Raw genomic sequence first — 11999 nt, forward strand, 5'->3', positions numbered from 1 at the left:
ATCTCGATGAGATACCTATTAGAAATGGCGAATATACGTTCTTTGTTATTTTTATCTTTCAGTATTTGAGGTTACCTATGAACTTTTCAGCTAAAACGGTGGTTGTGATTGCCATTGGCGCAGCACTGTATGGCATTGGTGGTTTACCTATGTTTGGTGTCCCAGTGTTCGCTAATACAACATTAAAACCAGCAATGGCGGTGTTAGCACTGTTTTCTGTTTTGTTCGGCCCAATTGTAGGTTTCTTAGTAGGCTTCATTGGCCACTGGGTAACAGACCTATTCGCAGGCTGGGGGGTATGGTTAACTTGGGTATTGGGCTCAGGTATTGTAGGTATGATCATCGGTTTATTCCCGATGTTGACCAAAAACCGCCTTCAGCAAGGTGAGTTGCCTATGAAAGACTTCGCGCTGTTTGTGGTACTTGCCCTTGCCGGTAATGTGGTCGGTTACGGCTGTTCAGCATTCCTAGATACCATCCTTTATGCAGAACCGTTTACTAAAGTCTTCACTCAACTGTCTATCATTGCAGCGGGTAACACCGTTCTGATCGCTGTTGTTGGCTTGCTGATCCTTAAATCAGTCGCTAAACGCAACAAACAAAGCCGTAACCTGACTGAGGCATAAGCGATAATGACTATAGCATTTTCGAACTTCTCTTTTAGATATGAGTCGCTGGATAAACCGACGCTAAAAAATATCAATCTAAGGATAGAGAAAGGAGAGAAAATCGTCATTATTGGACCAAGTGGTAGTGGTAAATCTACCCTAGGTCAATGCCTTAACGGTCTGATTCCTCATGCTACCAAAGGTGAGGTGACTGGGTCTCTAGAGATCAACGGCAAGAACATCTCTGATTTTTCTATGCACGACTATACCGAGCAAGTCGGCACAGTATTACAAGATACTGATAGCCAATTTGTCGGTTTGAGTATTGGCGAAGACATCGCATTCGCGCTGGAAAATCAGTTAGTGTCGAACATTGATATGTACCCTCTGGTTAAGTCGACAGCAAAAATGGTCGACTTAGCAGATATGCTTGATCGCTCGCCACATGATTTATCCGGCGGCCAGAAACAACGCGTGTCATTAGCGGGAATCTTAGTTGATGACGTTGACATCCTTTTGTTTGATGAACCTTTAGCTAGCCTTGACCCGAAAACGGGTAAAGCGACTATCGAAATCATCGACCAGCTTCATAAAGAAACCAACAAGACTATCGTAATCATCGAGCATCGCCTTGAGGATGTTCTACACCGCGATATAGACCGAGTGATCTTGATGGAGCGTGGTGAAATTGTTGCGGACATGACACCCGATGAAATCTTAGCTTCTGAACTGCTTGAAACACACGGTATTCGTGAACCACTTTATTTATCTGCTCTGAAGGCAGCGAAAGCACCTTTGACCAGTGAAGATAAGCTATCAAACCTCAAAGCTCTCGATTACAAGAGGTTCCGTCCTGCAGTTCAAACTTGGTTTGCAGAACGCCCGATTCCAGTTGCCGAGAAACAGTACCAGCCTTTGCTTGAGGTCCACGGTCTGACTTACTCTTACGATGGTGAAAAGAACGCTCTCGAAGACGTTAGCTTTAAGATCGGCAAAGGAGAATTCGTTTCAATCTTAGGCAAAAATGGCTCAGGTAAATCGACCATCACCAAGATTATCATGGGTGTGATTGACGCAGATTCAGGCTCGTCGTACCTCAACGGTGAAAACCTGTCAGAGCTTTCTATCTTTGAAAGAAGCCAGAAAGTCGGCGTTGTGATGCAGAATCCAAATCATATGATCTCTCATCATATGATTTTTGACGAAGTTGCATTCGGTCTACGTAATCGTGGGGTTACAGAGCAGGAAATCAAAGAAAAAGTTGAGAACGTTCTTGAGCTGTGTGGCTTGAGTAAGTTCCGCCACTGGCCAATTGAAGCACTGAGCTACGGGCAGAAAAAACGTGTAACGATTGCTTCTATCCTAGTATTGGAACCTGAGCTTCTGATCTTGGATGAACCAACTGCTGGTCAAGATTACCGTAATTACACCTCAATGCTGGCGTTTATCCAAAAGCTTAACCGCGAGTTAGGTATCACCGTCGTGATCATTTCACACGACATGCACCTCGTTCTAGAGTACACCACACGCTCAATCGTCATTGCTGACAGCAAGCTGATTGCTAACGCAGACATGACTGAGGTGTTCAGCCAACCATCGCTTCTAGAGCGTGCAAATCTCTGTACCACCAGTATTTATGAACTCGCGACCATGATGAAAATCGACGACACCAATGCATTTATGCAGTACTTCATCGACTACGAGAGAAGCTCGCTATGAATGCATCAAAAGTAAAATTCGGCATCAACTACATTGATACCAAATCACCGCTGCATGCATTAAACGGCATCACTAAATTTGCTCTTTTCTTAGCTTGGGTGACCGTTGTTTTAACGACATTCGACCTACGGTTAATCACGTTACTTATCCTAACGGGGCTTTATCTACTCAAGCTAACCAGAGTGCCAGTTAGGGTTTATAAGCCTCTGTTGCTAGGTACGGCCAGTGTGCTAAGCCTAAATGCTTTGTTCATGTATCTGCTAGCCCCACAGCAAGGTACTGAACTCATTGGCAGCGAAACTTTATTGCTAACATTACCGGGTAACTACTCGTTGAGCCAAGAGACATTGTTTTACTTAGTGACCGTAACACTCAAGTACATGAGTATGTTTCCAATAGCGCTGATCTTTGTATTCACAACGCATCCGACTGAGTTTGCGGCTAGCCTTAACCGCATTGGTGTTCCTTACAAGATTGCCTACGCGGTCAGCTTAACGCTACGTTACTTACCAGAAGTTAAGAAAGATTTCGTCAACATCATGCATGCCCAACAAGCTCGTGGTGTTGAACTTTCCAAGAAAGCACCACTTCTTGTACGCATAAAAAATGTTGCTAAAGTGTTAGGGCCATTGATTTTCTCAAGCTTAGATCGAGCAGATGAGATATCGAATGCTATGACGCTACGTGGCTTTGGCAGACACAAGTCTCGCACTTGGTATAGCTACGCACCATTAAAACGTATCGATTTTATTTGTTTATTTATCATCGGTTTAATCGTGATATTGGCTATCGCAAAACGCATCCTTGAACCAGCTTTGTTTTGGTATCCATTTTAGTATCAGTTTAAACAACTAGTTAAAATGACACACCGCCCAATAGGGCGGTGTGTCATTTTACCCATCCACTTTTGAACAAAACTTAACCGAACAAACCGTAATCATCGGGTTTTGGCGATAAACTGACCGTTTCCTTACATCTTTGGTTTGAATTCTAATTTAGAAGCTCTTAATATTCTGTTTACAGAATGTTGCTCGAAATAGAGATTTGTAATGGCTCGAATTACCCAAGTACAGAAACTAGAAAACCAAAAGCACTACGATGAGATCGTACTAAGCCTTTTTCTAGCTGAAGGACATGAAGCACTAACTTATGCAAGGATTGCTCAAGAAATTGGCATTAGTTTAACGACGCTTCAGGGTTACTACCCATCAACTCGTGCTATCCGCTCCGTGTTACACCAACACATGCTATCGATTGTTATAGAGAGTCTAGACTTCTCATCAGAGGAAGCGTTTGTTCAATCATGGCAAAACGCTTTAGATAACGAGCAATTCCGATACGTGATCAAGTTAATGTTCTTTCATGCGTCTCAGGTTAAAAGCCCTGAAGAGTTCAATATCAGCTCAGATGGCGCATTTAAAAATAAAATGCTCGAGAGCTTTGGAACTGACTCCATTAGGATTATTGAAACGGTAGTAGGACGCTCTATGCTCTACCTTACGAACTTCCGACAGCACTGAGCAAATACATCGTCAATTAAAAAGGGGCTTTAGAGCTCCTTTTTCATACCTAAAACACGAGCCACTGAAGAGGGCAGCACAATTAGCACGTCCATTTTTATATTCTTTTATGGACAAGCTTATAAACTTTGTGATTAAAGCTAATTTGACGCCATTGCGTATAAATCTACCGTTATTAATTTGCTCACGGTGCCTTACATATCTGAATTTCCCTTACATATTTAACCTTCCACCATATGAAATAGATCACTATAATTTCTGGATGCCCAGAATTACTAAAGTACAGAAACTACAAAACCAAAAGCACTACGATGAGATCGTACTAAGCCTTTTTCTAGCTGAAGGACATGAAGCACTAACTTATGCAAGGATTGCTCAGGAAGTTGGCATTAGTTTAACGACGCTTCAGGGTTACTACCCATCAACTCGTGCTATCCGCTCCGTATTACATCAACACATGCTTTCGATCGTTATAGAGAGCCTAGACTTCTCATCAGAAGAAGCCTTTCTTCAATCTTGGCAAAGCGCTCTCGATGATGAACAGTTCCGATACGTGATCAAGTTGATGTTCTTTCATGCATCTCAAGTAAAAAGCCCTGAAGAGTTCAATATCAGCTCTGATGGTGTATTCCGAGATAAAATGTTCGAGAGCTTTGGAACTGACTCCATTAGGATTATTGAAACCGTAGTAGGACGCTCTATGCTCTATCTTACGAACTTCAAGCAACACTAAACGAGATACTCTCAAATAGAAAAGGGAACCATAAGGTTCCCTTTTTTGTGTTATCTACGCGTGCATTCTACCGACTCCATTACGGGTTCAGCTTGTAAAAAATAGTCGACAATGGCGGTAGGCGAAGCTCAATCGAGGTATCCAACCCTTCACTCTGAACGGCTTCGATTTCGACAACCTCTTTCACGTCATAACCACTACCGTTATATTTAGCATCATCAGTATTGAGTAATAGGCTGTACTTACCTTGTGCCGGAACACCTAGTCGGAAATGCTCATGTGGTACTGGCGTAAAGTTCGATACGACTAGCACACGCTCACCAGATTCACTGATACGCTCATGAGCTAAGATACTCGCCTCTGCAGAGTCTTGAAGACGCCATTCAAAACCTTGTGGATCGAAATCTAAGTCATGCATTGCAGCTTCATTGCGGTAAAGGTAGTTCAGGTCTTTCGTTAGCTTTTGAACACCTTGGTGGCGTTCGTAGTCTAATAAGAACCACTGCAGTTGGTCATCATGGTTCCACTCTGCTGTCTGACCAAACTCAGCCCCCATGAAGTTAAGCTTCTTACCCGGTTGTGCGTACATGTAACCCATGTATGCGCGTAGGTTAGCCGTTTGCTGCCACTCATCACCTGGCATCTTGTTATGGATAGAGCCTTTACCATAAACCACTTCATCGTGAGACAGTGACAATACGTAGTTCTCACTGTGTGCGTAAACCAGCGGGAAAGTAATCGTATCGTGGTGGTATTTACGGTTAATAGGATCTTCTTGGATGTAAGATAAGCTATCGTGCATCCAACCCATGTTCCACTTAAAGCCGAAGCCTAACCCCCCCATAAAAGTCGGTGCAGAAACACCAGGGAAAGCCGTCGACTCTTCCGCAATCGTCATCGCATTCGGGAAGTGCTTGTACACCTCTTCGTTCATCCATTTCAATGTCGCGATAGCGTCGTAGTTCTCATTGCCGCCATCAACATTTGGAATCCACTGATCGTGGCTACGCGAGTAATCGAGGTACAACATCGAAGCTACAGCATCCACACGGATACCATCAATATGGAATTGCTCGAACCAGTACAGCGCATTTGCTACTAAGAAACGACGCACGTGTTCGCGACCTAAGTCATAGATGTACGAGTTCCAATCTTGATGCCAACCACGACGCGGGTCCGGATCGTGGAACAATGGTGTACCATCGAAGTTAGCTAAGCCGTGGTCATCGCTCGGGAAGTGTGCTGGAACCCAGTCAAGCACTACGCCAAGACCAGCTTGATGACATTGGTCGACAAAGTATTTGAAATCATCCGGAGAACCAAAGCGGCTCGTTGGTGCGAAAAGACCAACTGGCTGGTAGCCCCATGAACCATAGAAAGGGTGTTCTGAAACTGGCATCAACTCGACGTGAGTGTACCCAAGCTCGGTGAGGTACGGAATTAGCTCTGCCGCTAACTCACGGTAGTTTAGAAAATCACCTTCAGCATTACGCTTCCAAGAACCAGCATGTAATTCATAGAACGACAGTGCTTCTTTTCGCTTCTCTGTCACTGGGCGATTTTGCCATTTCGCATCTTGCCACTCATAACGAGCGTGATCGTAAGTCACAGAAGAGAACGAAGGGTACTGCTCAGAGTAGAACCCCCATGGATCAGCCTTGTGAGGTAAGCCTTCACCATTTGGTCCTTTTAATTCGAACTTATATTGAGCGCCCTCTTCCAAGTCTGGAATGAATAAGCCCCAAATGCCGTAGTCCAAACGTTGCATTGGGTGGCGGCGACCGTCCCACGAGTTGAAGTTACCCACTAAGCTAGCCGCTGTTGCATGCGGTGCATAAACCAAGAAGCGAGTACCAGAAATTGTCTGACCATCACGCTCTAGCGTAACAAACTGAGCCCCCATGTGATGGTACATATCTTTAGGTGTGTGAAGGTCTTCATAGCTCGCGTACAGCTCATGATATTGGTATGGGTCATCTATGATCTGCTCTACTCCCGCCCAATCAACTGCGAGCTTGTAGTGAGTAAAACGCAAGTCTCTTTCTTGCTTAAGAATGAAGCCACTTTCATCCTCTCGCTCTAACTCAATACGAGGTTCCTTTCCAACAATCAACTCGACTTTATCTGCCCCTGGGATCCATACACGTAATGCACCTTGCTCTGAAGGTAAGTACGGCCCTAAAAACGCAAATGGGTCAGTGAAACAAGCCTGTGATAGTTGGGTATATATTTGTTTTTGCTTTGAAATCGAACTTAGTTCCAAAACGTTTCTCCCTAACCAAACATCCAAAAAATATAATACAAAAATGCCCGCTATTAGTGCGGGCAATATAACGACGGTTTATTCTACCAGATGAGCATTCATTATTGAGTGACCAAGGTTGTAGTTTCGTACGCCGTAAGCAAAAAACCACCTATTTTCAAAGCCACTCAAACTCATCATTTACCTGCTTTTTCTCGAACTTCTGTTAGCTTAGAAGCAATTCGATTCACGCCGTCATGAGCAAAGATTTCGTCTAGATTCATCGATAGTTTACGACGCCAGTTCGGGTACTCATCAACCGTGCCAGGAATGTTTACTGGCTGGTCCATTTCCAACCAATCTTCCAATTGAACACTTAGCAATGTTGAGCCACCAGCAGCAACGTGCAACTGCAATGCTTCAGCAAGGTAAGAGTCCATTGGTACTTGGCTCGCGTCACGGCCTACACCTTCAGGTAAGAAACCATGCCATGCCACAGAGTCTAGGATACCTTGCTTACACTCAAGACGATCATCAAACAAGCCGTTCAGCTGTTCTTGATCTGGGTACAAGCCAATCTCTTGACCCATTTTCAGGTCATCACAGTGCCAGAAGCCACGGAGTGTTGGCATATCGTGTGTACATAGTGCCGCCATCGACTGTTCAGCATAATGAGCAGGTGAGATGAAACCGCCATCTTCTTCTGATGTTTCGAAGAAGAACACCTTGTACGAGTGCACACCTGCATCAGCCAAGATATCAACAATCTCATCTGGCACAGTACCTAAATCTTCACCGATAACGCTACATTGGTAACGATGAGATTCAAGAGCAAGAATAGACAGCATGTCTTGAACTGGGTAGTAGATGTAAGCGCCTTTCGTTGCATCTTCACCTTTTGGAATCCACCACAGGCGAAGTAGGCCTAATACATGGTCAATACGCAACGCACCACAGTGCTTCATGTTTGCACGAAGTAGCTTGATGTAAGCATCGTAACCCGTCGCTTGAAGCACTTCTGGGTTTAGCGGTGGAAGCCCCCAGTTTTGACCTAATGGACCAAGAATATCCGGTGGAGCACCGATGCTTGCATCCATCACAAGATTACCTTCATCGGCCCAAGTTTCACTGCCTGAATCCGCAACGCCTACCGCTAGATCTCGGTACAGGCCAACCGCCATGCCTTTTTCTTCAGCCAATGACTGAGCATCGTTGATTTGACAGTCAGCTAGCCATTGTAGGTACATGTAAAGATGTACTTTATCTAGGTTGTCTTTGATGTACTTTTGAGTAGCTGGGCTGTCGAATGTACGGTATTTCTCAGGGAATACCGGCCATCCCCACATACCAGAATCTTCAGCATGCAATTCACCGTGCAGAGCATCAAATGCCGCTTGGTGCATCAGGCTATCACCGCCCTCTTCAACAAACGCCAAGAATGCTTGTGCGCGATCGCTGTTTTTGTCTAGGTGACGAGTTCTAAATTCTGTAAATAGCAGAGGCAAGATGCTCATCTTCAGCTCAGACACTTCGGTGTAGTTCACCCAGTGTGCATCACGCGCTTTCTGAAGGCGCAGTTGGAACTCTGCACTGCCTACTGTTTGTTGCGCTTCAGCGCTTAATGCAAACTCAGGTACTGAGCTCACATCAATATATAGGATGTTCAACCAACGACGTGAAGACGGGCTGTATGGGCTCGCACCTTCAGGGTTCGCAGGGAACAGAGAGTGAATCGGGTTTAGACCAACGAAGTCACCGCCGCTAGACGCGATATCAGCCACCAATTGTTTCAGGTCACCGAAATCACCAATACCCCAGTTATGCTGAGTTCTTAGAGTGTAAAGCTGAACACTTGGTCCCCAAAGTTTTTTGCCTTCTTCGATTGGCGACTGCTTAAAGCACGCTTTAGGTGTAATAATTAGCGTCATTTCGTAAGGCTTTTTACGGCGCTTACGGCTCACAATTAACTTGTGGTAACCCCATGCCAGATCATTTGGCAATGCAAACACTAAAGGGCCACCCTCTGCACGCTCATCACGAACGACTTGAGATTGAAGATAGCCTTCAAGTACCTCTCCTTGCTCGGTCTCTAAACGCCAGCTGAACTCACTCTCACGAGCGCTCACACCTAGATTCAGCGCCACTTCTACTGGCTCACCATCACGCAAGACAAGAGCTGGGTCTAGTACATCTTTTTTGTGTTTTCTTTCTGCTGACTTAAGCAGTGCATCATCGCTGCTTGTATCGTAGCCCAATGAAGCCAGTAGAGATGTAATTGTCTCATCTGATACCTGTGCTTCATCGCCCCACGCACTAACGTAACTATCGGCAATGTTTGCCATTTCTGCGACTTGTTTTAATACGGTCTGTTCTTTCATCGCTCTCTCCGAAAACGTTCTGACGCTTTCAATTTTGTAGGGTTGTTATTTAATCTGTTACTAATCAATTAGCTTGTGACAATCAGTTTGTGAGCATTGCTATCGGTTAAGCCATCTGTTTGCTCACAAGCTAATTGAGCCAAGGCAGAGACTGCCTTGGCTACGTTGAAACTATTAACGGTTAACCGCTTCAAGTTTCCAAATGTTATTCACGTAATCGCGGATAGAGCGATCCGATGTGAACTTACCAACGAGTGCTGTGTTAAGAATCGCTTTCTTAGCCCAACCCGCTTGGTCTTTGTATTGCACGCCCATGTCTTCATGCGCTTTCACGTAAGAAGCAAAGTCAGCAAGACATAGGTATGGGTCACCGCCATCTAGCAGGCTATCAAACGTTGCACGTAGAAGGCCTGGTTGACCTGGTGTGAACTCTTCACCAGTTAGCAGATCAAGTGACGCTTTCAATAGTGGGTCTGCGTTGTAGTAGTCATATGGGTTGTAGCCCTGAGCTTTCAGTGCTTGTACGCCATCCACTTCTAGACCGAAGATGTAGATGTTCTCATCACCCACTTCTTCACGGATCTCAACGTTCGCACCATCCATCGTACCGATAGTCAGAGCGCCGTTCAGAGCCATCTTCATGTTACCCGTACCTGATGCTTCTTTACCCGCTAGCGAGATTTGTTGAGAAACGTCAGCTGCCGGAATGATGATTTCCGCCATGCTTACACGGTAGTCAGGTATGAATACCACTTTAAGCTTGTTACCAATGCGAGGATCGTTGTTGATCTTCTCTGCAATCTTGTTAACCGCGAAGATGATTTCTTTCGCTAGGTGGTAACCCGGTGCTGCTTTCGCTGCAAAGAAACATACGCGTGGCTCACACTCAAAACCAGGTTCCTTAAGAATACGGTGGTACAGAGATAGAATGTGTAGCAAGTCTAGGTGCTGACGCTTGTATTCGTGTAGACGCTTGATTTGCACGTCGAAGATAGCGTTAGTGTCTAACTCAATACCCATGTTCTCTTGAACCCAATCAGCAAGGCGCTGTTTGTTTTCTTTCTTAACCGCCATGAATTCTTTTTGGAATTTCGCGTCTGTCGCGTACTTAGCAATACCTTCTAGCTGCTCAAGTTTTGCTGGCCACTCTGTGCCAATCTTGTCAGTGATAAGCTTAGATAGACCTGGATTACAGAACTTCAACCAACGACGAGGCGTGATACCGTTTGTTACGTTAGTCAATTTGCCAGGGAAGATTTCGTTGAACTCTGGGAACAGGTCTTTCTTAACCAACTGAGAGTGAAGTGCTGCTACGCCGTTTACTTTGTAAGAGCCGATTACACATAGGTTTGCCATGCGAACCATACGGTGGAAACCTTCTTGGATGATAGAAAGCTTAGCTTGCTTCTCACCGTCACCAGGCCACATCTTGCGAACTTCTTGTAGGAAGCGGTGGTTGATTTCAAAAATGATTTCCATGTGACGAGGAAGTAGACGCTGGATTAGCGACTCAGACCAAGTCTCAAGTGCTTCAGGAAGTAGTGTGTGGTTCGTGTAAGCGAACGTGTTTGCACTGATGTCCCATGCTGTATCCCAGTCTAGACCTTTCTCATCGATTAGGATGCGCATTAGTTCAGGAATCGCGATTGTTGGGTGCGTATCGTTAAGCTGGATAGTCTCTTGCTTAGGAAGATCAGCTAGAGCGAAACCTGCTGCTTCGTGACGGCGTAGGATGTCACGCACAGACGCTGCAGAGTGAAAGTACTGCTGCATTAGACGAAGCGTTTTACCTTTTTCGTGGTTGTCGTTCGGGTATAGAACCTTAGTGATGTTACCCGCATCGATTAGCGCGTGTTGTGCTTCGAAGTAGTCACCGTTGTTGAAGCTTGCTAGTGAGAATGGTGCGATAGCCTGACATTCCCAAAGACGCAGTGGGTAAACCGTGTTTGACTCGTAACCTATGATTGGCAGATCCCAAGGCATTGCTTTTACTTCCATACCTGGAACCCAAGTACGCACTTCTTTACCGTCAATGTATTCAACTTCAACATGACCGTAAAAACCAATGTGTTGCGCAAGTTCTGGACGAGCTACTTCCCATGGGTAACCTTCAACACCACGCCATGCGTCTGGTGCTTCTTGTTGACGACCGTCTTGGAAAGATTGCTTGAATAGGCCGTATTCGTAGTGAAGACCGTAGCCTACCGTTGGGTATTCTTGAGCGGCACAAGAATCCATGAAACAAGCCGCTAGACGACCAAGACCACCATTACCTAGTGATGGGTCACGTTCTTCTTCTAGAAGGTCAGTCAGGCTTTGACCTAACTCTTCCATCGCATGCGTGATCTGCTCGTACAGACCCATGCTGATTAGGTTGTTACCTGTTAGACGACCAATCAAGAATTCTAGCGAAAGGTAGTTCACGCTCTTCGCATTTTTGATTTTCTCGTCATTTTCAGTTTCTAACAGGTCAAATGTTGTAAGTTCGGCTAGTGCGCGACCCATTGCTAGGTACCATGCGCGGCTATCTGCGTTTTCTATTGTAGTTGCGTAGGTTGCAGATAGATGTTTCTTAACGCTTTCTTGGAACGACACTTTATCGAAAGTTTTTTGCTGAGTTGGTTTCATTTCAGAAATCTCGCTTTTAATAGTTCTAATTCATCTGTGACATATCGTGCATGGTCACCAGAAACTAAACATCCTCCCGCTAACGCGCCAAACTAGGAGTAGATGGGAGGGCGTAGGGGGCGTACCGACATAGGGTTAGTGATCTGACTCTCATGTTCTGACTTCGAACAA

At 45.1% G+C, this 11999-nt stretch carries 8 protein-coding genes; 5 read left to right on the forward strand and 3 right to left on the reverse strand.

The window, feature by feature from the left end; genetic code table 11:
• The first annotated feature begins 77 nt into the window (after positions 1–77).
• The 5 genes from BTO10_RS05535 (at position 78) to BTO10_RS05555 (ending at position 4580) form a co-directional block, all read left to right on the forward strand.
• Positions 78–626: an ECF-type riboflavin transporter substrate-binding protein gene (locus BTO10_RS05535; protein ID WP_004737739.1), complete on the forward strand. Its 549-nt coding sequence runs from the start codon at positions 78–80 to the stop codon at positions 624–626.
• A gap of 6 nt (positions 627–632) precedes the next feature.
• Positions 633–2327: an ABC transporter ATP-binding protein gene (locus tag BTO10_RS05540; RefSeq protein WP_105023857.1), complete on the forward strand. Its 1695-nt coding sequence runs from the start codon at positions 633–635 to the stop codon at positions 2325–2327.
• Positions 2324–3163: an energy-coupling factor transporter transmembrane component T family protein gene (locus tag BTO10_RS05545; RefSeq protein WP_004737741.1), complete on the forward strand. Its 840-nt coding sequence runs from the start codon at positions 2324–2326 to the stop codon at positions 3161–3163. Before BTO10_RS05540 ends, BTO10_RS05545 begins: the two co-directional genes overlap by 4 nt.
• Before the next feature lie 213 nt (positions 3164–3376).
• Positions 3377–3847 carry a hypothetical protein gene (locus BTO10_RS05550; RefSeq protein WP_004737742.1) on the forward strand — a complete coding sequence of 157 codons (471 nt, stop codon included), beginning with the start codon at positions 3377–3379 and terminating at the stop codon, positions 3845–3847.
• Positions 3848–4109: 262 nt separating this feature from the next.
• Positions 4110–4580 (forward strand): hypothetical protein, encoded by a 471-nt coding sequence (locus tag BTO10_RS05555; RefSeq protein ID WP_105023858.1) that lies wholly within the window; start codon positions 4110–4112, stop codon positions 4578–4580.
• A gap of 79 nt (positions 4581–4659) precedes the next feature.
• Here the strand turns inward: BTO10_RS05555 and glgB are convergent, their stop codons facing one another.
• From glgB to BTO10_RS05570, 3 genes are all read right to left on the reverse strand, one after another.
• Positions 4660–6843 (reverse strand): 1,4-alpha-glucan branching protein GlgB, encoded by a 2184-nt coding sequence (glgB, locus tag BTO10_RS05560; RefSeq protein ID WP_004737744.1) that lies wholly within the window; start codon positions 6841–6843, stop codon positions 4660–4662.
• Between the two features lie 176 nt (positions 6844–7019).
• Positions 7020–9200, reverse strand: coding sequence for a 4-alpha-glucanotransferase (gene malQ, locus BTO10_RS05565; RefSeq protein WP_105023859.1), 2181 nt, complete (start codon positions 9198–9200; stop codon positions 7020–7022).
• Positions 9201–9374: 174 nt separating this feature from the next.
• The gene (locus tag BTO10_RS05570) at positions 9375–11828 is read right to left on the reverse strand and encodes a glycogen/starch/alpha-glucan phosphorylase (protein WP_105023860.1); all 2454 of its coding nucleotides are present in this window, start codon (positions 11826–11828) and stop codon (positions 9375–9377) included.
• Positions 11829–11999: the final 171 nt, after the last annotated feature.

The organism is Vibrio chagasii (assembly GCF_002954585.1).
Taxonomy (GTDB): domain Bacteria; phylum Pseudomonadota; class Gammaproteobacteria; order Enterobacterales; family Vibrionaceae; genus Vibrio; species Vibrio chagasii_A.

What these genes read in the sequence shown, in the direction of transcription:
- BTO10_RS05535 (WP_004737739.1), top strand. Translation starts at nt 78, where the DNA reads ATGAACTTTTCAGCTAAAACGGTGGTTGTGATTGCCATTGGCGCAGCA.
- BTO10_RS05540 (WP_105023857.1), top strand. Translation starts at nt 633, where the DNA reads ATGACTATAGCATTTTCGAACTTCTCTTTTAGATATGAGTCGCTGGAT.
- BTO10_RS05545 (WP_004737741.1), top strand. Translation starts at nt 2,324, where the DNA reads ATGAATGCATCAAAAGTAAAATTCGGCATCAACTACATTGATACCAAA.
- BTO10_RS05550 (WP_004737742.1), top strand. Translation starts at nt 3,377, where the DNA reads ATGGCTCGAATTACCCAAGTACAGAAACTAGAAAACCAAAAGCACTAC.
- BTO10_RS05555 (WP_105023858.1), top strand. Translation starts at nt 4,110, where the DNA reads ATGCCCAGAATTACTAAAGTACAGAAACTACAAAACCAAAAGCACTAC.
- malQ (WP_105023859.1), bottom strand. Translation starts at nt 9,200, where the DNA reads ATGAAAGAACAGACCGTATTAAAACAAGTCGCAGAAATGGCAAACATT.
- BTO10_RS05570 (WP_105023860.1), bottom strand. Translation starts at nt 11,828, where the DNA reads ATGAAACCAACTCAGCAAAAAACTTTCGATAAAGTGTCGTTCCAAGAA.